The organism is Pseudarthrobacter sp. MM222, assembly GCF_947090775.1.
Lineage (GTDB): Bacteria > Actinomycetota > Actinomycetes > Actinomycetales > Micrococcaceae > Arthrobacter.
In genome coordinates this window covers 2,464,051-2,486,233 of sequence record NZ_OX352321.1, presented here as the reverse complement: position 1 = coordinate 2,486,233, position 22,183 = coordinate 2,464,051, and the positions used below count along the sequence as shown (strand labels likewise).

21 protein-coding genes are annotated in these 22,183 nt (G+C 66.5%); 13 read left to right on the top strand and 8 right to left on the bottom strand.

All coding sequences use genetic code 11. From position 1 onward, the window contains the following. Positions 1 to 5 precede the first annotated feature (5 nt). On the top strand, positions 6 to 620 hold the full coding sequence (locus tag OM977_RS11275; protein WP_264354061.1) for a TetR/AcrR family transcriptional regulator: 615 nt from the start codon (positions 6 to 8) through the stop codon (positions 618 to 620). A gap of 74 nt (positions 621 to 694) precedes the next feature. After that, positions 695 to 1,393: an MFS transporter gene (locus tag OM977_RS11270; RefSeq protein ID WP_264357389.1), complete on the top strand. Its 699-nt coding sequence runs from the start codon at positions 695 to 697 to the stop codon at positions 1,391 to 1,393. Positions 1,394 to 1,496: 103 nt separating this feature from the next. On the opposite strand, the gene OM977_RS11265 is transcribed toward OM977_RS11270, so the two are convergent. The 4 genes from OM977_RS11265 to OM977_RS11250 all read right to left on the bottom strand — a co-directional run bounded on the left by OM977_RS11265 (position 1,497) and on the right by OM977_RS11250 (position 5,172). Further along, positions 1,497 to 2,255: a maleylpyruvate isomerase family mycothiol-dependent enzyme gene (locus tag OM977_RS11265; RefSeq protein ID WP_264354060.1), complete on the bottom strand. Its 759-nt coding sequence runs from the start codon at positions 2,253 to 2,255 to the stop codon at positions 1,497 to 1,499. After that, on the bottom strand, positions 2,255 to 3,088 hold the full coding sequence (locus OM977_RS11260) for a fumarylacetoacetate hydrolase family protein (protein ID WP_264354059.1): 834 nt from the start codon (positions 3,086 to 3,088) through the stop codon (positions 2,255 to 2,257). Before OM977_RS11260 ends, OM977_RS11265 begins: the two co-directional genes overlap by 1 nt. Continuing rightward, the gene (locus tag OM977_RS11255) at positions 3,088 to 4,230 is read right to left on the bottom strand and encodes a cupin domain-containing protein (protein ID WP_264354058.1); all 1,143 of its coding nucleotides are present in this window, start codon (positions 4,228 to 4,230) and stop codon (positions 3,088 to 3,090) included. The genes OM977_RS11260 and OM977_RS11255 overlap by 1 nt, the downstream gene beginning before the upstream one ends. Positions 4,231 to 4,350: 120 nt before the next feature. Beyond that, on the bottom strand, positions 4,351 to 5,172 hold the full coding sequence (locus tag OM977_RS11250) for an IclR family transcriptional regulator (RefSeq protein WP_264354057.1): 822 nt from the start codon (positions 5,170 to 5,172) through the stop codon (positions 4,351 to 4,353). Between the two features lie 48 nt (positions 5,173 to 5,220). Here OM977_RS11250 and OM977_RS11245 point away from each other — a divergent pair, with 48 nt between their 5' ends. The 10 genes from OM977_RS11245 to OM977_RS11200 all read left to right on the top strand — a co-directional run bounded on the left by OM977_RS11245 (position 5,221) and on the right by OM977_RS11200 (position 16,515). Beyond that, positions 5,221 to 6,576, top strand: a complete 1,356-nt coding sequence (locus OM977_RS11245; protein ID WP_264354056.1) for an MFS transporter — start codon at positions 5,221 to 5,223, stop codon at positions 6,574 to 6,576. Then, the gene (locus tag OM977_RS11240) at positions 6,569 to 7,855 is read left to right on the top strand and encodes an FAD-dependent oxidoreductase (RefSeq protein WP_264354055.1); all 1,287 of its coding nucleotides are present in this window, start codon (positions 6,569 to 6,571) and stop codon (positions 7,853 to 7,855) included. Before OM977_RS11245 ends, OM977_RS11240 begins: the two co-directional genes overlap by 8 nt. Positions 7,856 to 8,043: 188 nt before the next feature. Further along, positions 8,044 to 9,063: a LacI family DNA-binding transcriptional regulator gene (locus tag OM977_RS11235; protein ID WP_264354054.1), complete on the top strand. Its 1,020-nt coding sequence runs from the start codon at positions 8,044 to 8,046 to the stop codon at positions 9,061 to 9,063. A 140-nt stretch (positions 9,064 to 9,203) separates the two neighbouring features. Next, entirely contained in the window at positions 9,204 to 10,499 is a 1,296-nt protein-coding gene (locus OM977_RS11230) for a sugar ABC transporter substrate-binding protein (RefSeq protein WP_264354053.1), read from the top strand. A gap of 80 nt (positions 10,500 to 10,579) precedes the next feature. Then, on the top strand, positions 10,580 to 11,542 hold the full coding sequence (locus OM977_RS11225) for a carbohydrate ABC transporter permease (protein WP_264354052.1): 963 nt from the start codon (positions 10,580 to 10,582) through the stop codon (positions 11,540 to 11,542). A 37-nt stretch (positions 11,543 to 11,579) separates the two neighbouring features. Beyond that, on the top strand, positions 11,580 to 12,422 hold the full coding sequence (locus OM977_RS11220) for a carbohydrate ABC transporter permease (RefSeq protein WP_333474019.1): 843 nt from the start codon (positions 11,580 to 11,582) through the stop codon (positions 12,420 to 12,422). A gap of 57 nt (positions 12,423 to 12,479) precedes the next feature. Beyond that, complete coding sequence (locus OM977_RS11215) at positions 12,480 to 13,985, top strand: glycoside hydrolase family 32 protein (protein WP_264354050.1); 1,506 nt, start codon at positions 12,480 to 12,482, stop codon at positions 13,983 to 13,985. 312 nt (positions 13,986 to 14,297) lie between these two features. Next, positions 14,298 to 14,825, top strand: coding sequence for a DM13 domain-containing protein (locus OM977_RS11210; protein WP_264354049.1), 528 nt, complete (start codon positions 14,298 to 14,300; stop codon positions 14,823 to 14,825). A 21-nt stretch (positions 14,826 to 14,846) separates the two neighbouring features. Then, positions 14,847 to 16,043 carry a winged helix DNA-binding domain-containing protein gene (locus tag OM977_RS11205; protein ID WP_264354048.1) on the top strand — a complete coding sequence of 399 codons (1,197 nt, stop codon included), beginning with the start codon at positions 14,847 to 14,849 and terminating at the stop codon, positions 16,041 to 16,043. A 61-nt stretch (positions 16,044 to 16,104) separates the two neighbouring features. Beyond that, positions 16,105 to 16,515: a hypothetical protein gene (locus OM977_RS11200; RefSeq protein WP_264354047.1), complete on the top strand. Its 411-nt coding sequence runs from the start codon at positions 16,105 to 16,107 to the stop codon at positions 16,513 to 16,515. A gap of 28 nt (positions 16,516 to 16,543) precedes the next feature. Here the strand turns inward: OM977_RS11200 and OM977_RS11195 are convergent, their stop codons facing one another. Next, complete coding sequence (locus OM977_RS11195; RefSeq protein ID WP_264354046.1) at positions 16,544 to 17,833, bottom strand: MFS transporter; 1,290 nt, start codon at positions 17,831 to 17,833, stop codon at positions 16,544 to 16,546. A 24-nt stretch (positions 17,834 to 17,857) separates the two neighbouring features. After that, on the bottom strand, positions 17,858 to 19,117 hold the full coding sequence (locus OM977_RS11190) for a M20 metallopeptidase family protein (RefSeq protein WP_264354045.1): 1,260 nt from the start codon (positions 19,115 to 19,117) through the stop codon (positions 17,858 to 17,860). Between the two features lie 80 nt (positions 19,118 to 19,197). Between OM977_RS11190 and OM977_RS11185 the strand changes: the two genes are divergently transcribed. Continuing rightward, positions 19,198 to 20,280 (top strand): Lrp/AsnC family transcriptional regulator, encoded by a 1,083-nt coding sequence (locus OM977_RS11185; RefSeq protein ID WP_442960639.1) that lies wholly within the window; start codon positions 19,198 to 19,200, stop codon positions 20,278 to 20,280. 115 nt (positions 20,281 to 20,395) lie between these two features. Here OM977_RS11185 and OM977_RS11180 read toward each other — a convergent pair whose 3' ends face one another. After that, on the bottom strand, positions 20,396 to 21,082 hold the full coding sequence (locus OM977_RS11180) for a nucleoside/nucleotide kinase family protein (RefSeq protein WP_264354043.1): 687 nt from the start codon (positions 21,080 to 21,082) through the stop codon (positions 20,396 to 20,398). A gap of 72 nt (positions 21,083 to 21,154) precedes the next feature. After that, positions 21,155 to 22,177, bottom strand: a complete 1,023-nt coding sequence (locus OM977_RS11175; RefSeq protein ID WP_264354042.1) for a LacI family DNA-binding transcriptional regulator — start codon at positions 22,175 to 22,177, stop codon at positions 21,155 to 21,157. Positions 22,178 to 22,183: the final 6 nt, after the last annotated feature.

The following is a 22,183-nucleotide window of genomic DNA, read 5'->3' as shown; positions in this document are numbered from 1 at the left end:
GACTCATGTCGTCGCTGCGAGAAGCCCAGAAGCAACTGACCCGCGACATGATCGTCGAACGGGCGCTCGAGCTATTCACCGAGAAGGGCTACGCTGCGACGACGATCGACGAGATCGCCGCGGCGGCGGGCACCACCCGGGTCACGTTCTACGCGTACTACCCCTCGCGCAGCGATCTGATGAGGGACTTCATGGCGCGCGTTAACGCCGTGCTCGACCGTGCGGATGGCCCGGAGAGCGGCTCCACCGCGCCCGACCTCGTTGACGTGGTGCGCGCAGGCGAGCTGCCGGGCATCCTTGCCTGGCTGGAGTCGAGGGCGGCGCTCTGGCCGGTCTTCCGCCCCTACCTCGACGTGCTCGACGAGGCCGCCGCCGTCGACCGCGACGTGCGCGCCATGGTGGAAGGATGGCATGAGGAGGTCATCTCCGACCTGGTCAGCGGTATGAAGCTGGCCGGGCGCTTCTCGGAGGAGACGCACCACATCCGCGGAACGCTCGCCTTCACGTCCCTCGACTACGTCGCGACTCTCTGGACACGCCGCAAGTTCGAGCCAAACCGCGAGCACGCGCTCGAGTTGCTTGCCGACAGCTGGTACCACCTGCTCTGTGACGGCGCTTAGCCGGGCAACGGACTCGCCGAGGGCGGCTGGGACGCCCCGAAGCCTGGGGCTATATTGTGGCCGGAGCCGTGCTTATGGCACTGTTCGTGCTGATGGAAACCAGGGTCAGGCACCCGCTCGTGGCCACCGAGCGCAACCGCGGGGCGGCCTTCCTGGCCTCCTTCCTGTCCGGCGCGGTCCTCATCGGCGGCATCCTGTTCATCAACTTCTACATCCAGATCGTGCTTGGCTTCGCGCCGTTCCTGGCCGGCCTGGCTTTCCTGCCCCTGACGGTGGCGCTGATCGTTACGGCCGGCCTCGTCGCGAAGAACCTGCCCAAACTGGGGGCGAAGAGCCCGACGGCGGTCGGCCCGGTCTTTCTGGCGGCTGCGATGCTGTGGCTCACGCAGGTGAGCGCGGACGGCAGCTACTTCTTCAACATGCTGCCCGCGCTGCTCCTGATGGGAGTGGGTCTGGGAATGGTGTTCGTGCCGATGCAGAACCTCGCATTGTTCGGCGTGGACAAGGACGATTCCGGCGTCGCCAGTGCCCTGGTGAACGCTTCACAGCAGATCGGCGGTTCACTGGGCATCGCCCTGTTCAGCACCATCGCTGCGGCGGCCACGCCCGGTGGCGTCTCGCTGGCGGCCCTCTCCACCGGCTACTCTCTGGTCTTCCTCTGGGCAGCCGGCATTGCGGTCCTGATCGCCCCGATCGCCCTGCTGCTCATCAACATCGACCGCAAGAGGTTCACCGGCACCGAGCGGGACGTTCCGGTCGTTCACCTGGGCTGAGCCGTACCGGACGGTCCACGCTGTACTAATCCACGCTGTACCAAAGGAAAGCCCCCTCGACGAGGGGCTTTTCCTTTGGGTACACGAATCAGGCCGAGAAGGCTTAGATCCACTTCGGGGCGGCGGGAACCGTGCCGTTTGCAGCGGCGGTCCCGGGCCCGGCGGCGGTGACGCCGTTGCTTCCCCGGCCAGCGGCCCATTCGACGACGGCCGCCAATGGCCCAAAGACCACAGTGGCGGACGCCGACGACGAGTCCCCGAACGTGAGATCCCGGTCGGTGACTTTGACCACGAGACCCTTATCGGTGCCGCGGGTCTTCCAGGCGCCGGTGATGTCAGCCAGGAGCCGCTCCAGGACGGGTGCCGGGATGTCACTGAAGGTGGCTCCGTTGTCCAGGTCCACGGCGTGGATCCAGACTTCGCGGGTGCGCATCCAGACGGTTTCGGCCGCCGGGACCTCCCTGCCCTGGATCGTCCGCACCTTGTGGCGCCAGGCGTCGGCGGGCAGGTCCCGCCATTCGACGTTCAGGTGCACGGCGGAGTGGTCGAAGAGGTGCCGCAGCGCGATCGGGCTCAGCGTGGCGCCGAACTCGATTTCGTGGTCGCGGACCGCGGTGGAGGCGTACATCGGGGTTTCCACCCCGGTGGCCGCCCACTCGACGAGCCGGGCGACCGCCCGGGCGTTGTAGCCGATGTGCGCCGTGATGTGGCGGCGGGTCCAGCCCGGCAACAGCGAATCGCCGTCGAGCTCAACGTCGCTGAGTTCGTTGAGCTTCCGGGCGAAGAACGCCGTGCCCCGGCGGGCCTGCAGCAGTGCCGCAAGCAGGTCCGGGTCCGTCGCCTGGTCTGTGCGGGCAACCATCAGGCTTCCTTAACCACGCGGTTCTTCAGCTGGCCCAGTCCCTCGATGGTGGTAATCAGGACCTGGCCCTCCTGCAGGTAGCGCTTGGGGTCCTGGGCGTGGCCCACGCCGCCGGGGGTGCCGGTGGCAATGACATCACCTGGGTTCAGCGTGATGATCGTGGAGATGTAAGAGACCAGGAACTCGGGCGTGAAGACGACATCGTTAGTGGGCGTCTGCTGCTGGATTTCGCCGTCGACCTCGGAGGTCATGAGGCCGCTGCTGAACTCGTCCCTGGTGACCAGGGCAGGTCCGAACGGAGTGGACTTCTCCCAGGTCTTGCCCTGCAGCCACTGGACGGTGCGGAACTGGTAGTCGCGCATGCTGACATCGTTCAGCACGGCGTAGCCGGCGATGTGGTCCGCGGCGTCGGCTTCACTGATCCGGCGGCCCTTCTTGCCGATCACGACGGCGAGTTCGGCCTCCCAGTCGACCGCGTCGGATTCCTGCGGCAGCGCCAGGTCATCGTTCGGGCCGATCAGGGACTCCTGGTACTTCGCGAACAGGGTGGGGAACTGGGGGACTTCCCGGCCCATTTCCTTGATGTGGTTGCGGTAGTTGTGGCCCACGCAGATGATCTTGCCGGGGGAGGGGACGACGGCGTCGAGGTCGGCGCCTTCGAGCGGGTGCGTGGCGCCGTCCGCTGCCTTCGCGGTGGCCTCCCAGCCGGTTGAGCGGAGGAGTTCGCCGACGTCGGCGAAGCCGCCGATTTCGGTCAGGGTGTCGCCGTCCTGACGGACGGCCTTGGTTACTGTCTTTTCCCCAACGGAGAGGCGGAGGGTGAGGAGTCTCATTACTTGTTGCGTCCTTCGATGTAGGTGCGGTTGAAGTTCAGGCGCTCAAAGATGGGCGCGTCGCTGAAGCGGAAGAGATCGAAACTTGTTTCGGCGTGCAGGTCCGCCTGAAGCGACCATTCCTGCCAGGACGGGACCACGAAGAGGTCGCCTTTCGCCAGGGTCCTGGTTTCTCCGTTGAGGACCACGGAGCCGGACCCCTCGAAGACCTGCCAGACGCTGGATCCGACTTCACGGACGGCTTGCGTGGCGGCACCGGCGCGGAGGCGATGGAATTCGGCCCGGATAGTCGGCATCACATCGCCGCCGGTGGTGGGGTTGGTGAAGCGGACGGCGGCGTGGCCCTGGGACGCGGTGGCGGGGTGGCCCTCGTCCTCGAGCAGCAGCTGCTCAGCCAGTGCCCGGTCCGTGTGCTCCCAGCGGTAGGCCGCGATGGGGGAGCTCGTGGTGTCGTCCAGGCCCGAGAGCGGGCGCAGGCCCGGGTGGGCCCAGAGTCGCTCGGACCGGGAGATGTCCGGGGTGGCTTCGTCGGTGACCCTTTCGGTGCCGAACTCGAAGAAGCCGGCGTCGGCGTAGTGCGCGAACGGGATGTCCAGGCCGTCGATCCAGGCCATCGGCTCATCAGTGTCATTGTGGTGGCCGTGGAAGTTCCAGCCCGGGGTCAGGAGGAAGTCGCCCCGGGACATCCGGACAGGGTCCCCGTTCACGACGGTCCACACGCCTTCGCCCTCGACAACGAAGCGGAAGGCGTTCTGCGAGTGGCGGTGCTCCGGGGCGGTTTCGCGGGCACCCAGGTACTGGATGGCTGCCCACAAGGTGGGGGTGGCATACGGCGTACCGGCCAGGCCCGGGTTGGCCAGGGCAATGGCGCGGCGTTCCCCGCCGCGGCCGACCGGGACAAGGTCGCCGGCACGGGCGGCCAGCGGGTACAGATCGCTCCACCGCCAGACATGCGGGACCGCCTTGGGAGTCGGGACCATCGGCATCAGGTCCGCGATCTCGGTCCAGAGCGGGATCAGGTTCTCCCGGTCAAAATCCCGGTACAGCTCTTTGAGCTGGGCAGCCTCTTCGGGTGTCGGCTCCGGCAGGGCGTGGCTGGCCGCCACCGATTCATGCGTGGTGTTCTCGGCGCTGATGGACACGTGGGCCTCCTCGATAAGGTCAGAACAGTTCTAGGGCGTAGTTCGACCTTACGAATACGGCGGTGTGATCCCCAGCATATTCTGCTGGCCAGAATTATCGCGAGGGCCTTCAGTGACAGCTCAGTCCGGTTCGGCCGGATTCGCCGCGATGTCGATCTCCAGCTGCCGGCAGGTTTCCCGCAGGGCGGGGACAAGCCCGGCGTCGAATACCCGGCGGAAGCGCGTCGCCGGAGTTGCGACGCTGAGCGCGCCGACGACGTGCCCGTGCCGGTTGTGCAGGGCCATCCCGAGCGCACTCACGCCCTCCTCAGTGCCTTCGAAATTGGCCGCGAAGCCGTTGCTGCGGACCGACTCGAGCTCCCGCACGAATGCCGGATATTCATTGTCCGGAATGGTGTCCCCGCCAATTTCCGCGTTATGGCTGCGGAACAACTGCTCGATCATGGCCGGATCCAGTCCGGCGAGCATGGCCTTGCCTCCGGAGGTCTTGTTGGCGGGCATGACCGTCCCCTGCCGGTCACCAACCCGCAGGACGTTGTTCCCTTCCACTGTGGCCAGGAAGCGCACCTTCGTGCCCACCCGCACCATGAGGTTGACGGTCTCGTTGAGCCGCGCCGAGAGCAGCTCCATATGCGGCTGCGCGAGTGAGCGGAGCAGCCGGGTCCAACTCAGCCCGGCCGGCCCGACGCCCATGGCGGGGCCGGGGACATAGCGCCGGTTTTCGTCCTGCACGGCGAATCCCCGGTAGACCAGCATCGCCAAGAGGCGGTGGGCGGTGGATGGAGCCACACCCAGCTCCGCGGCGGCGTCTTTGAGCCGCAGTGCTCCGCCGTCGCGGAGCAGCTGGAGGAGCTGCAGCGCGTTGTCCACTGCCTCAATGGAATAGGTGGGCCGCTTTTGAACAGGCTGACGGGCGGACTTCGCCAATGGATTGTTCTGCACATCAGAATTGTATTGTGGTTCATCTGCGGCCGCCATGACAGTAGTGGCATGAATCACACAACTTCCGCTGCAGCGCCGCACCGGTCCTCGACGGGGGCTCCCGCACCCTCTCCCGCTGATGGGAACGCATCACGGTTCTCCAAAGGATCGGCAGCGGCCGTCCTGGTTTGCTGGCTTTTAGTGGTCTTCGACGGCTACGACCTGATCGTCTACGGCACCGTCCAGTCCGCCCTGATTTCCGAGACCGGCTGGGGACTGAGCAAGGCCACGGCCGGAACCATCGGATCCATGGCCTTCCTCGGCATGATGATCGGGGCGATCTTCGCCGGCCGGATGGCCGACTCGTGGGGACGCCGCCGCACCATCCTCGGCTGTGCCATCGTCTTCTCGATCTTCACCATCCTTTGCGCCTTCGCTCCCAGCGCCGCCGTGTTTGGGGGGCTGCGGCTCCTCGCCGGCATCGGCCTCGGCGGGCTGGTGCCCTCGGCAAACGCCCTCGTCGCGGAACTGGTCCCGGCAAAGTGGCGGTCCACGATCGCCACCCTGATGATGTCCGGCGTGCCTATCGGCGGATCCATCGCCGCCCTGGTCGGGATCCGGCTGATTCCCGCCTTCGGCTGGCAGTCCATGTTCCTGGTGGCCGTGCTTGCCCTGCTGATCGTGGTGCCCCTCGGCCTGAAATACCTCCCGGAGACGCTGGCCCCGGTCCGCGCCAAAGCCAGCGCATCAGGCAAGGCGGCCGGCAAGTCTGCCCGTACCGGCACCGGCAACAACGACTCCGAGCCGGCCGGCTTCTCCTCCCTGCTCCGCGCACCGTACCTGGGGGTCAGCCTGCTGTTCGCCCTGGCAACGGTCGCCACCCTCTTCGCCTGGTACGGGCTGGGCACCTGGCTGCCCAACCTCATGCAGTTGGCCGGCTACAACCTGGGTTCCGCCCTCACCTTCGCCCTGGCCCTCAACCTGGGCGCGGTGGCCGGCTCGGTCATCACGGCCTGGGCCGGGACCCGCTTTGGCCCGATCCCGACGGCGATCGCCGCGGCCGCCGTTGCAGCAGGAGCGCTGGTGGTCCTGGTGACCGGACCGCCGGTCACCGTCGTGTACCTCATGCTGGTCCTCGCCGGCGTCGGCACCCACGGCACCCAGTGCCTCATCATCGCCGCGGTCGCGAGCCACTATCCCGCACACCTGCGGGGGACCGCGCTGGGCTGGGCGCTGGGGACGGGCCGGATCGGCGCCGTCGCCGCGCCCCAGATTGGCGGCCTCCTGCTGGCCGCCGGGCTCGGCGTCAATTCCAATTTCCTCGCCTTCGCCGGCGCAGCCGCCATCGCCGCGGTCCTGCTGGCCGCCGTCGGCCTCAAGCTCAAGTCAAAATCCCCGATCTCCCAAGGAGCAAGCAATGTCTGACCACGCCCCGTCCACCGGTTTCCTGCCCACCGACGGCCCGTCCACCGATGTCCTCGTCATCGGAGGGGGTATGGCCGGACTGGCCGGAGCCCTCGCGCTGCGGGAAAACGGCGCCAACGTCACTTTGGTGGAGCGGGCCCCCGAATTTGGCGAGGTCGGCGCGGGGCTGCAGATGGCCCCCAACGCCTCCCGCGTCCTGAAGCGCTGGGGCCTGCTGGAAAAGGCCCTGGAGATCGGCGTCCAGCCCAAACATCTCGTCTTCCGCGACGCCGTCACCGGCGAGGAGCTCACCCGCCAGACTCTCGGCGGGGAATTCGAGGAACGCTACGGTGCGCCGTACGTTGTGATCCACCGCAGCGACCTGCACCGGGTCCTGCTCGAAGGTTGTGAAGCGGCGGGCGTCAAGCTTGTCAACGACGTGATGGTCGAGAGTGTGGAAACCGTGAACGGCCGCGGCGTAGCCCACACGGCCGCCGGCGTGGACTACGAGGCCGACGTCGTGATCGGTGCCGACGGACTCAAGTCCACCCTCCGCCCGAGCGTCGCCAACGACGAGCCCGTTCCCTCGGCCTACGTTGCCTACCGCGGCACCGTGCCCATTACCGAAAACACGCCCAGGGCGGATCTCGAGGACGTCATCGTCTACCTCGGACCGGACTGCCACCTGGTGCAGTACCCGCTGCGCAAGGGCAAGCTGCTGAACACCGTGGCCGTGTTCAAATCCGCTTCGTTCGAACGCGGCGAGGAGCAGTACGGGGGAGTGGACGAGCTCGAGGCTGCGTACAAGGATTGCGTCCCGGCCGTCCAGGATGCGCTGAAAAACCTGGGCACCAGCATGCGCTGGCCCATGTATGACCGTGATCCGATCGAAAATTGGGTCGCCGGCCGGATGGTGCTGATGGGCGATGCCGCGCACCCTATGCTGCAGTACCTTGCCCAGGGTGCCTGCCAGGCGCTCGAAGACGCCGCCGTGCTGCAGGACGCAAGCAATGGCACCGTGTTCACCGCGGACGGCGTCAAGCCCGAAGCCTGGGGCGATGCCATCAGGGAGTTCAACGTCCTGCGCGCTGGCCGCACCGCCCGCGTGCAGCGCACGGCCCGCATCTGGGGCGAATCCTGGCACGTCTCCGGACTGGCCCGGACCTTGCGCAACCTGCTCTTCAAGAGCCGGAAGGACAACGACTTCCGGTACAACGACTGGCTGTACGGCCAGGAGGGCGACGGCGTCCCGGCAGCTCAGGCTGCCTGTACCCGCCTGTCGGACCGGATCTCCGCCTGACTCAGCGGCGGCGTCACCACTGACACCGCGGGGCGTGTGCCCCGTGCGCAGCCAAGAAACCCCCTCGTTCGAGGGGGTTTCTTGGCTTAAGCCTGCGGGATCAAACGGCGTCCCTTGACATTGCCAAAACGTTTTCGGTAGTGTGATCGACACAACATGCCAAAACGTTTTGCAAAGGACTGTCAAAGATGACGAAGATCGGGATAAGGGACGTGGCGAAAGCCGCCGGGGTCTCCGTAACCACGGTGTCCCACGCCCTCAATCCCGCCGGCGGTTCCCGCGTCAAAACGGAAACCCGTGAGCACATCCGGGCCGTCGCCAAAGACCTTGGCTACGCTCCCAACCGGCTGGCCAGCGGCCTGCGCAACCAGCGTTCGCAGATCCTGGGCCTCGTCAGCGACGAAATCACCACCACGCCGTTCGCCGGGGCCATGATCCGGGGCGCCCAGGATGCCGCCTATGAGCGCGGTTACGTGCTCATGGTGGTCAACTCGGGCCTTGACCCGGAACTCGAAAACCGCGAAATCCGGACACTGCAGCAGCACCAGGTTGACGGGATCGTCTACGCGAGGATGTACCACCAGGGAGTCACCCTGCCGGAGGAACTGGGCACGCTGCCCACAGTCCTTCTCGACGCCGCTACGGCGGACCGGTCCATCTCGTCGGTGGTCCCGGACGAAGTTGCGGCGGCGGAAACGGCGGTGGAGGCCCTCGTCCAAGCGGGCCATACCAGGATCGGGATGCTGAGCAACGCTGACGACATCCCGGCAACCCACGGCCGGCTACAGGGCTACCGCAACGCGCTGGGCCGCCACGGCCTCCGGTTCAAACCGGAATTGGTGACCGCGGGGGTGGCTGATACTACTGGCGGGCGGGAGGCTGCACTGGAGCTGCTGCAGCGTCCGGAGCGGCCAACGGCGCTGTTCTGTTTCAGCGACCGGGTGGCCATGGGTGCCTACCAGGCCGCCGCCGCGCTGGGGCTCCGCATTCCCGAGGACCTGTCCATTGTCGGAACGGACAACCTCGAGCTGATCGCCGCGGCCCTCTGGCCCGGACTGACCACTGTGGCGCTTCCGCACTATGAGATGGGACGCTGGGCGGTCACCCGGCTCCTCGACGATATTGAGGGCCCCGAGGCGGCGGCCGTCCAGGAGATGCTTTCCTGCCCGCTCATTGAGAGAGGGTCCGTCGGTCCGCCGCCGGACTGAGCCCTTCGGCTAATCCACCCAACGCTTTCCAGCACAGAACCATCCCGGACCCGAAAAAGGGACGCAGCCGTTGCACCGGCCGCGCCCCCAAGGACCCGGGCTAATCATCCGCGAACAAAAATAAGCAGAAAGACTCACTCATGAACAAGCGATTCACCCGGATCCTGGCCACCAGCATAACGGCGGCCGCCCTGGTCGGCAGCCTCGGTGCGTGCGGCAAGGGGAGTGCCTCGGCCACATCCGAAGGCTCCAACGAGATCACCATGTGGACCCATAATGCCGGCAACCCGGAGGAGCTGGCCGCAATCCAGGGCGTCGTTGACTCCTACAACAAGGGCAGCGGTGCCAAGGCCAAGATCAAGGTGCAGGCGTTCCCGCAGGAGTCCTACAACGACTCCGTGGTGGCTGCGGCGGCCGCCGGCAAACTTCCGTGCATCGTGGATATTGACGGACCCAATGTCCCCAACTGGGCGTGGGCAAAGTATCTGACCCCGCTCAAGCTCTCCGCCGATCTGTCCGCCAACTTGCCCAGCACCGTGGCCAAGTGGGAAGGCGAGACCTACGCCGTCGGTTACTACGACGTCGCGCTGGCCCTGTTTGCACGGGCTTCGGACCTGAAAGCCGCCGGGGTCCGCGCTGCAACCACCGAGCAGCCCTGGACCAAAGACGAGTTCCAGGACGCGCTGACCAAGCTCAAGGCCCTGGGCAAGTGGGAATACCCGCTGGACCTGGGGACCGCCGGCAGCGGCGAATGGCTGCCCTACGGTTACTCGCCGTTCCTGCAGTCCTTCGGCGCCGACCTCATCAACCGCGACGGGTTCCAGACCGCGGACGGTGTCCTCAACGGGGACAAGGCCGTGGAGTGGGCCAAGTGGTTCCGCGGCCTCGCGGAGCAGGGCTTCATGGCCACGAAGAGCGGCAAGGACTCCACCCAGGACTTCCTGAACAACAAGAGCGGTGTCCTGTACACCGGCTCATGGGCCGCGGACAAAGCCCGCGCCGCACTGGGCGAGGACCTGGTGGTCATGCCCACCGTGGACCTCGGCAACGGACCCAAGATCGGCGGGGCCTCCTGGCAGTGGGGCGTCACCGAGGGCTGCGCTAACACCGAAGCCGCCATGGACTACCTCTCCTACTCACTGAAGCCGGAAAACCTGGCCGCAGTTGCTAAGGCCACGGGCACCATCCCGGCGACGGATGAAGCCGCGGCGCTGATCCCGGCCTTCGCGGAGGGCGGTGCCAACCGGACCTTCATGGACTTCTCCCGCCAGTACGCCGTGATGCGCCCGGAGACCCCGGCGTACCCGTTTATCGCCACCGAATACGGCAAGGTCGTCCAGGATGTCCTGGCCGGCGCCGACCCCCAGGCTGCCCTGGACAAGGCGGTCAAGGCCATTGATGCCAACATCAAGTCCAACGGCGGCTACAAGAACTAGCAGCCCGCCGCGGAGGACGACGACGGCGGCACAGTTCCGCCGTCGTCGTCCGCCCGGTGCTGCAGTCAACGGAGAATCCCATGACAACCAGCCCACTTCCCACCCGTCCCCGCCCCGCGGCCGCAGCGGCGCCCCGGCCGCTGCCGGCCGCACCGCGCCACCGCCGGGCAGGCTTCCTGCGCGAACAGCTCAGCGGCTGGGGCATGATCGCCCCCGCAGCGGTGCTGCTGCTGCTCTTTGTGTTCCTGCCGGCCATCCTGGGCTTCGGCCTGGCCTTCACCAACGCCCGGCTGATCTCGCCCCGGCCGGTGGAGTTCGTCGGCGCGGACAACTTTGCCCGGCTGTTCGCGGATCCCACCTTCTGGCGGGCGCTCCTGAACGTCACGTACTTCGCCGTGGTGGTGGTCCCCGTGCAGTCGGCCCTCGCCCTGGCCATGGCGCTGCTGATCAACAAGAAGTTCCGCGGCGTGAACTTCTTCCGCACCGTCTACTTCCTGCCCGTGGTCACCTCCATGGTGGTGGTCTCCCTGCTGTGGCTGTTCATGTACCGCAAGGACGGCCTGATCAACGAGCTGCTGTCCACCTTCAGCTTCGGCCTCATCCAGGGAGCGGATTGGCTCAACGACCCCGCCACGGCCATGCCTGCCATCATCGCGCTGTCCATCTGGCAGGCGGCCGGCTTCCACATGATCATCTGGCTCGCCGGGCTGCAGGGCATCTCCGGTGAACTGTACGAGGCGGCCCAGCTGGACGGCGCGAGCCGCTGGCACCAGTTCCGCTATGTCACCTGGCCCGGTCTCAAGCACACCCGCAGCCTGGTCCTGGTGACCATCACCATCCAGGCCCTCGGCCTCTTCGACCAGGTCAGTGTCATGACCCAGGGCGGCCCGCTCGACTCCACCACCACCATCATCTACGAGGCCGTCCGCTCCGGCTTTAAACAGCAGGAAACCTCCTACGCCTCCGCGATCTCGCTGGTTTTCTTCGTCCTCGTGCTGCTCATCTCAGCGGTGCAGCGCTACCTGACCCGAGAGAAGGACTGACGTGAAAAATTCGCTTAGACTAAGCGGCGCGGTCACGATGCTGGTGCGGATCCTGTTCGCCGCCGTCGCCGCCTTCCCCATCGTCTTCATGCTGGTGTCCTCGCTTAAGCCGGACACCCAGATCTTCGGGGACATGTCCTCCGCCGCGGCTTTCCTGCCGGTGGGAAACATCTCCTTGGACAACTACGCGGCCGTGTTCGACCGGGTTCCGGCCGCCCGTTTCCTGATCAACTCCATCGGCATCTCCGCCGTGACGGTGGTCCTTGGCATCTTCATCAACAGCCTCTGCGCGTTCGCACTGTCCCGGATGGAAGTGCGCGGCAAGCGGGTGGTGTTCACGGTCATCCTGGCCACGCTGATCGTGCCGTTCCAGACCCTTGCCCTGCCCCTCGTCTGGTGGGTCAACCAGTTGCCGTACTTTGAGCTCAACGGCTTCAGCCTCGAGATCTCGAAGGGCTGGCTGGACACCTACCAGGTCCAGATCATCCCCTTCATTGCCAACGCGTTCTCCATCTACCTCTACCACCAGTACTTCGAATCCATCCCCAAGGAACTGGACGAGGCCGCCCGGATCGACGGCGCGGGCTGGTTCAAGATCTACCGCCAGGTGGTCATGCCGCTGGCCGGCCCGGCCACCGCAACGGTCGCGATCCTGACGTTCCTGCCGGCCTGGAACTCCTACCTGTGGCCCCTCATGGTGGTCCAGTCCGAGGAACTCCGCCCGGTCATGATCGGCATCCAATACTTCTTCCAGCTCAACGTCTCCTGGGGCGAAGTGATGGCCTACGCCTCCCTCATCACGGTTCCCGTGGTGGTCCTCTTCATCGCCTTCCAGCGCTCCTTCATCAACAGCATCGCGTCCAGCGGCGTCAAGGGCTAAGCACCCCCCGCCCCGGCCACCGCTTCGGCACACACCGTGAAAGCAGACAGCAATCCCATGACAACCACCACCGCGCTTGGCTGCCAGTACCGGCCACAGCACCACTACACCGCCGACCGCAACTGGCTCAACGATCCCAACGGACTGGTCTACGCCAACGGCACCTACCACCTCTTCTACCAGCACAACCCGTCCGGGACCGTGTGGGGCAACATGTCCTGGGGGCACGCCACGTCGGCGGACCTGCTGCACTGGGACGAGCAGCCGGTGGCCATCGCCTGCGATGAGCAGGAAGCCATCTTCTCCGGTTCGGCCGTGCTGGACGCCGACAACACGAGCGGCTTCGGCACAGCGGAGAACCCGCCCCTCGTCGCCATCTACACCAGCGCCTATTCGCCCGCATCCCCTTTGAGCGGCCGGCAGGCGCAGTCCCTCGCCTACAGCACAGACGACGGCGCCACCTGGACAAAACACGCCGGGAACCCGGTAGCGGACCGCGGTTCCGCCGACTTCCGCGACCCGAAGGTCTTCTGGTACGACGGGGGCGCCGGCAGTTACTGGGTGATGGTCGCCGTCGAAGCGACGGACCGTGAAGTCGTCCTCTACAAGTCCGCCGACCTCAAAGCCTGGGAATACCTCAGCACCTTCGGCCCGGCGAACGCCACCGGGGGAGTGTGGGAATGCCCTGACCTGTTCGAGCTCCCGGTGGACGGCGCCGCCGGGAACACCAAGTGGGTGCTGGTGGTGAACCTGAGCCCCGGCGGAATCGCCGGCGGCTCCGGCGGCCAGTACTTCCTCGGAACGTTTGACGGCGTCGCGTTCGTTTCCGATACCACTGTCACTGAGGGGCTCCAGCAGGATGACAGCCGGATGGCCGAATATGGCTGGCTGGACTGGGGACGGGACTACTACGCCGCCGTCTCGTTCAGCAATGCCCCGGACGGGCGAAGGCTCATGATCGGCTGGATGAACAACTGGCAGTACGGCGCCGACACACCCACCAGCGGCTGGCGCAGCGCCCTGTCCCTGGTCCGGGAGGTCACGCTGGCTACCCGGGGCGGCCGCGTGGTGCTGGTGCAAGGGGCCGTGGACCCCTTTGAAAACGGCGGAGCCGCGACCTACAGCGAGGCCGGCCGGTCCCTTCCTGCCGGGACGCGCTGGCTCCCGGCCGAGGCTTCCGGCGATGTGCTGCGGATCGACGCCGAATTCGAGCCCGGCGCCGCCGGAAAAGTTGGCCTGCTGCTCCGGGCAGGCGACACCGAACGGACAGTTCTTGCCTACGACTCCGGCACGGGCGTGCTCAGCCTGGACCGTACGGCGTCCGGCAACACGGTCTTCCACGAGTCGTTCGCTTCGGTGGAACGTGTGGCCGTGCCGCTGGAAGCCGGCCGGCTGCGGCTGCGGATCTTTCTGGACCGTTGCTCCGTTGAGGTTTTCGCCCAGGATGGCCTCACAGCCATCACCGACCAGGTGTTCGCCGCGGAGTCCAGCGCACGGGTGGGGCTGTTTGCGGACCGCGACGGCGCCCGGCTGGTGAGCCTGGACATCGTTGCTGGTGCGTGAGCGGCGGAAACACGGAGCCGTCCGGCGCGCTTAACTAGGCCTGCTGCGTGAGATCCATGGTCCCCGTCACCGACAACACCGTTGGCACCACCATCGAAGCTGGTTCAGACGCCCTACCCGGCACGGACAACCGTCGGCTCATTCCTTGGCGATCTCCTCGTCGAAATCGACGCCGTCGCAGCCATTCCGTAGCCTTCCGGGAACACCCGAAAGGGCACGGGAGTGGTCCCGGCCGGTGCGCAAGAGGCGCACCGGCCGGGCCTTGCTTTTGATTACCCGGAACTTCGCTGTAGGTCCGGTCGTTGGAAGGGCATGAGCAGGCGCCTTGCCGTTCCGGTTGTGGTTCTCCTGGCCGCCGTCGCGGCCGCCGTCGGGCTCTATCTGTTCCAGCCGTGGCGGATCTTCACAAGTTCGACCCTGACCGAGGACGTTCCGGCCGTTGCGCCGACCAGCCAGTCCGCGGGCCCATCGGATGAACCATCCGCCGTCGCTCCGCGCGAAGTGGTGACGGGCCGACTTATCAGCCACGAACATGCCAGCTCCGGAACCGTGAAAATCCTCGAACTCTCCGACGGGAGCCGGATTCTGAGGTTCGAAGGCCTCGATACTTCCGATGGCCCGGACCTTCGGGTATGGCTCAGCGACGCCCCGGTGATCGAAGGATCGGCTGGCTGGTATGTCTTCGACGACGGCGTCCATCTCGACCTGGGCGCGCTCAAAGCCAACAAGGGCGATCAGAACTATGAGATCCCCCCCGGAGTGAACCTGGCCGATTACAGTTCCGTCAGTATCTGGTGCGCGCGTTTCGCTGTCTCCTTCGCCGCCGCCGAGCTTACTTAGAGCTGCCCGCGATTCACCGGCATGCCAGTGGCTGACAGGGTGTCGAAGGGCGACGTCATCGCGTTTCGCCTGGGCGCCCACAATCTCACCGAGCGGCTGGGCGAAGGCGCGCTGCTCGACGCGGCCGGCCGGTGCGGAATCCAGAACAGCCCGCCAGGGGCGGCGGTGCTTGCCCTGCACGCCAGGGTGCGAAAGCTCACTCAGGAACAGGTGGCGCACGCAGTCGCCGCGGACAAGAGCCTGCTGCAGACCTGGTGCATGCGCGGCTCGCCGTTCTACTTCCCGGCACCGGACGCGCCGGTCTTCACCACCGGCATGCTGCCGCCGACCGAGGAGGCGATGCGCCATCTCGTTCCCGGAGCGGAGCAGGCGTTGGACTCTCTTGGCATGAGCCTGATCGAGACCGTCGAGATGACCGGTTCCGAGATCGGTAGCGTGCTGTCCGGGCGCAGGCTTGCCATCGATGAGCTGGGCGCGGAGATCGCCGCGCGGATTGCCCGCAGGCTGCCGAGGCGACAACGCGACATCTGGGAGGAAGAAGGTCCCTACGCCCCGGGGCAACCGCTCGGCGAGGGTGTCGTACATTTCTGCGTCCGCATCCTCACGTTGCAGCGGGTGGTCTGCTTCGCGCCGCGCGCCGGGAACAAAGCACCGTTCGTTCTGGTCGACGAGTGGCTTGGCCATCCGATCCCGGACATGCACCCGGACCTCGCGCGCGCCGAGCTGCTGCGGCGCTACCTCCGCTGCTACGGACCGTCGACACGCGGAAACTTCGCCGCCTGGGCGGGGATCCACGCCGGTGACACCGCCCCCTGGTGGAGCTTGGTCAAGGACGAGCTGACGCCGGTCGAGTTTGGCGGCACGTTCTGGATCCTCACGGAGGATCTCGACGCACTGCGGTCGGCCCCGATGCCGGCGGGCGTGCGCCTGCTCCCGCCACGTGACCCGTATACCCAGATGCGCGACCGCGAAACGATCGTCGACACAAAATACCACCGGGAGGTGTGGAAGAGTGTCGGGGAACCGGGCACGGTCCTCGCAGACGGCAAGGTCACCGGCACCTGGCGTCCACGCAAGAGCGGCCGCAGGCTGACCATTTCCATCAAGACGTTCGGACTGCTGCCGGATCGGGACAGGAAGTCGCTCCGCGGTGAGGCTGAGCAGGTCGCGCCGTTGCGCGGCGCTTCGACCGTGGACGTCGAGTTCGACACCTACTGACGCTGCCCGGGAGGGTCCAGCGGCCCTACTCGGAGGGTGCCCCTAGCCATAGCCTTAAGTCATGGAAGAACTACAAGACCAGCGCGTTGAGGAACCTGCGTTGTCTGTCACCACGGTGTTCGCCAGCCTCGCGGAATTGCGGGATGCCCCTGGCTATAGCCCGAAGGCAATCGCCGAGCGGCTTCTAAATTCGCTCGGCAACGAAGCGGCGGCACCTCTTCTGGGGGTCACAGAGGAACTCCTGGACCGCTGGGCGTCCGGGCAGGAGGCGCCCGATACGGAGGGACGTCTCCAGCTTGCGGACCTGGATGCGCTCGTAGGCCATCTGCACGCGGCGTTCACGCCGGCCCAGGCCATGATCTGGATGTGCGGTTATGACGTCCACCTGGGCGCCAGGCCCATCGATGTCTACCGCATACAAGGAACGGCGCCGGTGATCGGGGCCATCCGCGCCTTCGCCCGGGAAGCTTGATCGACGCAGTCCGGCCCGACGCCGTCCGCTACCGGGCCAGGTCCTTGCCTTTGGTTTCAGGGATGGTGAAGATGAATGCCGCGCTGATCGCCAGCAACGCCACCGCGTACACGTTGAACAGGGTGGGCAACTGGAGCGTGCTGCCGAGCCACTGCTGGAGGTAGGGCGCGGTCCCGCCGAACAGGGCCACGCAGATGGAGTACGGCACGCCCACGCCCACGGTCCGGATGCTGGTGGGGAACAGTTCCGCGTAAACAGCGGGCACAATCGCGGCGCTCGCAGCGATGAAAACCAGCATCACGGACATGCTCATGGCGAGCTGCCATGCCGAATCCTTCAGGAGCCAGGTCATGGGGAAGTGCATCACGGCGGCCCCGACTGCCCCCGCCCACAGGACCTTCTTGCGGCCGATCCGGTCTGACAGCTTGCCCCAGAACGGGAGGGCGGCGATGAACACAATGTTGCCGATAACGCCGGCCCACAGGGCTTCTCCGCGGTCGATCTTCAGGGCGGTGGTGGCATAGCTCGGGGCCACGACGCCCCAGATGTAGTAGATCACCGTGAGTCCCACTGTCAGGCCGATGACCTGGAGGGCCTGCTTGCGGTAGCGGACAATCTGGGGCCAGATGGGTGCGCGTTTCTCGGTGGCCGACTCGCCCTCGAAGACCTCCGTCTCGTGCAGCCGGGACCGCATGATCAGCGCATACAGGCCCATGGCGGCGCCGATCAGGAACGGGATCCGCCAGCCCCACGCGTTCATGGCCTCGGTGCTCAGCGCCATGTTCAGGACCGCCCCCAACAAGGTTCCGAACAGGATGCACACGGTGCCGGAGGTGTAAATCAGCGTGGCCCAGAACCCGCGGTGCTCCTTGGGCGCCATTTCCGCGAGGTAGGTCTGGGATGACGGCAACTCCCCGCCGTGGGCCAGGCCCTGGACGAGCCGCGCCACCAGCAGCATGAGCGACGCCCAGGCGCCGACGCTCGCAAAGGTCGGGGCGACGCCGATCAGAAGGCTGCCCAGCGACGCCAGGCCCACGGCCAGCGTCATGGAGGCCTTGCGGCCCACGCGGTCGCCGATCCAGCCGAAGAGGAAACCGCCGAACGGGCGTGCGACGAAGCCGACGGCGAAAATCGCCAGGGTGGACAGCACCGCCGACGCCGGATCCGACTTGCTGAACAGCTGGCTCGCGATGAAGGGCGTGAAGGTCGCATAGATGGCCCAGTCGTACCATTCGACGGCGTTTCCGATGCCGGTGCCGACGAGGGTCTTCCGGGTGGATAGGCGGTTCGCGCCCTGTGCGTGGGTGATGGCGGTCATGTTTTCTCCCTGGGAGTGGGTGGGCTAGGAGGCTGGTGCAGCGGCCGGAGCGTAGGCCGGGGGAGTGGCGGCGAGCGCCGCCAGACGGGAGATGGCGAGTTCCGCATAGAGGGCGGCCCCGTCGGCCAGCACGCCGTCGTCAAACGTTGCGTACGGCGAGTGGTTGAACGGCGAGGTGGTGTGGTCGGTGCCCTGGGGCACCGCGCTCAGGCCGATGAACGTGCCCGGCACTTCGGCGAGCACGCGGGAAAAGTCCTCGGATCCGCCCAGTGGGGTGGCCCAGCGCGTGAGCCGTGATCCGCCGAACAGCCCGGCGATGACCTTTTCGGCGGTGTGGGTTTCGTCCTCGTCTGTGATGGTGAGCGGATACTCGTGCTGGTAGTCCACATCGACGTCGAGGCCGTGCGCGGCGGCGATTCCCTTGAGCAGCCGGGGCACGGAGTCCATCATCTTCTGCCGGGACTCTTCCGAGAACGTCCGGATGGTGGCTTCGATGCGCGCGGTTTCCGGGATGACGTTCCGCTTGGTGCCGGCATGGAGGACCCCTACGGACAGGACCACGGGGTCGAACATGTTGAACTGGCGGGTGACCATGACCTGCAGGGCCGTCACCATTTCGGCGGCGGCCGGAACGGGGTCCTTGGCAGAATGCGGTGCGGAGCCGTGGCCTCCGGCGCCAAGAACGGTGACCACCAGCGCGTCGGAGCTGCTGAGCATGACGCCCGGCTTCGTGCAGAACGTACCGTACGGTTCCAGCGAGGAGAACACGTGCATGCCGTAGGCGGCGTCCACCCGACGGCCGGGGGCGTCCAGGACGCCCTCGTTGATCATGTAGCTCGCTCCGTCGAATCCTTCCTCGCCCGGCTGGAACATCAGCACGACGTCGCCGGTCAGTTGGTGCCGGCGTTCGGCCAGGAGTGTGGCCGCCCCTGCCAGCATCGACGTGTGGAGATCGTGGCCGCAGGCGTGCATGGCGCCGTCGATAGTGGAGGTGTAGTCGACGCCGGTCTTTTCCTGGACCGGAAGCCCGTCCATGTCCGCGCGCAGCAGCACGGCGGGCCGGTCGGTCCCAGCCACGGCGCCGGGTGCGGCGCCGCGGAGGACCGCGGTGACCGACGTCGTCTCTTTCCCCAGGGTGATCTCGTAGGGCAGCCCGTCCAGCGCACGGAGGACCTTCTCCTGGGTTCGCGGCAACTGCAGGCCGATCTCCGGCTCCCGGTGTAGGTCGTGGCGGAGCCGGGCGAGGTCCGCCTGTATCTCCCGGGCGTCTGCGGTGATCGGCATGTGCACTCCTCATCTGTGGTTCTGGCTCTGTGGTCTATTCTGAAGTGGCGTACTTCACAACGAACAGAAGTGCTGGAAAAATGCACTCTCAGTGCCCGTTGGCCATGATTCATGCAGAAGGGAACGCGGTGGATCTCAGCGAGGAAGACCTGGCACTGATCAATGCCCTGCAAATTGAACCCCGCCTGAGCTGGGCGGATGCCGCGGGGATCCTCGGCGTTCACGCGACGACTCTGGCGGCCCGGTGGGAGCGGTTGCGGTCCGGCGGTGCCTCCTGGGTCACGGCGCACCTGATCGGTGACCCGAAGCAGATGTGCCTCGCATTCGTAGCCGTGGACTGCGAGAGGAACCAGCGGGAGAACGTCACGGCCCGGCTGGCGGCAATGCCGCAGATCGTCACCATTGAAGAGGCGGCGAGCAACCGGGACCTCATGCTGACCGTCATTACCGGATCCCTCGAGGAGTTCAGCACCAAGGTGGTGTCACGGCTGAAGGACATCGACGGCCTGCTCAAGTACCAGACGGCACTGTGCACGCGCCTGCACTCAGCGGGCGATGCCTGGCGGCTGAACGTGCTGAGCCGTGCCCAGCAGGCATCCATCCGTGCGTTGGGGAGGTCCCTGCCGGCCGGCGCGGAACGTCCCGGCGCGGTCCGGGCGCCGCTGCCTGCCAGCCACCTGGACCTCCTGCCCATTCTCGCCAAGGATGGACGCGCGACGGCGGCCGACATCGCGCGGGCGCTTGGCCGGAATCCGGCGACTGTCCAGCGCCAGCTCAACCGCGTCCTGGCCAGCGGGATCCTGTCCCTGCGCTGCGAGGTGGCGCAAAAATACTCTTCCTTTCCGGTCACTTGTCAGTGGTTCGCCCGCGTCCCTGCAGGCCAGCACGACGCCGCCGCGGCCGCGATCCGGACCATCCGTCAGGTGCGCCTCAGCGCTTCCACCACGGGTCCCACGAATTTCGTGATCATCATGTGGGTCCAGTCCCTTGCACACGTCATGGACGCGGAGCTTTCCCTGCAACAGAAGGTTCCCGGAATTGAACTCGTGGAGAGCGTCGTCATGCTCAGCACTGTCAAGCGGGTCGGCTGGATGCTGAACCCGGACTCAACGGCCAGCGGCGCCATCGTCGTCACCGCGGGAGAACTGCAGCGGGCCGAGTAGCGGCGTGCGGAACCGGACCGTCGTGCCGTTTGCTGTGTCGATCAACGAGTACCGGCCAAAAGGGCCGGCGACCACGAGGAACGCCAGAAGGCGCCCGGCTACCGCCTCCGTGATCTCATCGTCGCCCTGCAGCGGGCGACCCTTCGGGCCCGTACTCCGCGAGGGTGACGACGAGATCAGCCTCGGCCCGGAACGACTCGATCAGCCGGGCGTTTTTCTCGTCCACAGTGTGTACCCACGACTCGGCGTCCGCCCGGCTCTTGCCGAATCGGACGTGGCGTTGGATGAGGCGCTGGATGCGCAATTCGTTCTCCTGCTCGCAGTACCAGACCTCGGTGCACTGGTTCCGGACCTGTCGCCATTCCGGAAGGCCGAGCAGAAGGTAGTTTCCTTCGGTCAGGATGGTCGTCGCGGACGGGTACACGGGGATCACTCCGGCGATGGGCTGCTCAATGGTGCGTTCGAATCCCGGGGCGTAGACCACCGCCGCCCGGGGGGTACGCAGCCGGTGAAGCGCGGCTGCGTACCCGCGTACGTCGAAGGTCTCGGGGGCGCCCTTGCGGTCCAGCAAACCCAGTCGCGTCAGCTCCTGGTCGGAGAGGTGAAAGCCGTCCATGGGGACGTGGGCGAATTGCTGGTGCTCCGGATCGGGGACGCCTTTGTTTAGTTCGGTCACCAGGATCTCGACCAGCGTGGTCTTGCCGGCCCCCGGGGCGCCAACGACGCCGATGACGACCGGCGCCGTCGTGGAGGCCGCCAGTCGCCGCGCCCTTTCCAGGAGAGACACAAGCTGACCGTTCATCAACGCAGTATAGAAGGTGGTCAGTTCGTGGTGGAGATCCCGCTCCCGCTAGGCGAAGCGAACTTCCATGACCTAATGCCCGCTGTTCGGTTTGCTTCCCGTCGACCCCCGGACCGTGAGGTGGGTAGGCATCACGGACCGGCTGCGAATGGCGCCGCCGGAGAGGGGATTGAGCTGGGCCAGCAGCATGGACACGGCCACGCGTCCGGCCTGCTCGATTGGCGACGTCATGGTGGTGAGGGGCGGATTGCAGAAATCAGCACCGAAGATGTCATCGCAACCCACGATGCTGATGTCCTCCGGGACCCGGATGCCGCGTTCCCGGAGGCGCTGGAGCATTCCGATGGCAATCAGATCGTTGAAGGCGATGCAGGCTGTCGCGCCGCTGTGGACCGCTGCGTCCGCCGCGGCTGCGCCCGATTGGGTCTTGGGCGCGAAAGGCCCCAGGTTTCGGACTTCGACTGCGCGTTCCTCTGCCGCTTCCGAAAGGGCGGCCCACCGCCGGGTGCTGGACTGGGAGGTGGCCGGACCTCCTATGTAGGCGATCCGCGTGTGGCCCAGTGAAATCAGGTGATCAAGGGCCTGACTGGTCGCCGCCGGCGTGTCGATGATGACGGCCGGAACGCCGGAAACATCCCGGTTGACGGTAACCAGGGGCATCTTGGCCGCAGCGGCGAGAAGGTCATCATCACTCAGCCTCGAGGCCGCAACAATGACCCCGTCGGCCCCCTTGCGCAGCTGTTCCAGTGCGCCGGCCTCAACTTCATCCGATTCCTCGGTGTCCACCAGCAACTGGGTGTAGCCGGCAGCCTTTAGCTGGAGCTGGGTCCCTCGGATGAGGTCGAAATAGAAGGGGTTGGTGATGTCGGGGACCAGCACGCCCACGGCGCCGGTCCGGCCGGAGCTTAGGGCCTTGGCCTGGTTGTTGGGAGTGTAGCGGAGCTGGGCTGCCGCGGCTTCGATGCGCTCCCGCGTGCGGAAGTTGACCCGGTCCGGCGTGGAGAGCGCCCGGGAAACCGTTGAAGCGGCGACCCCGCACAAGGCTGCGATGTCGTGGATGGTTGCGGGACGGTCGGTCCCGGCCTGTGCAGCCATGGCGTT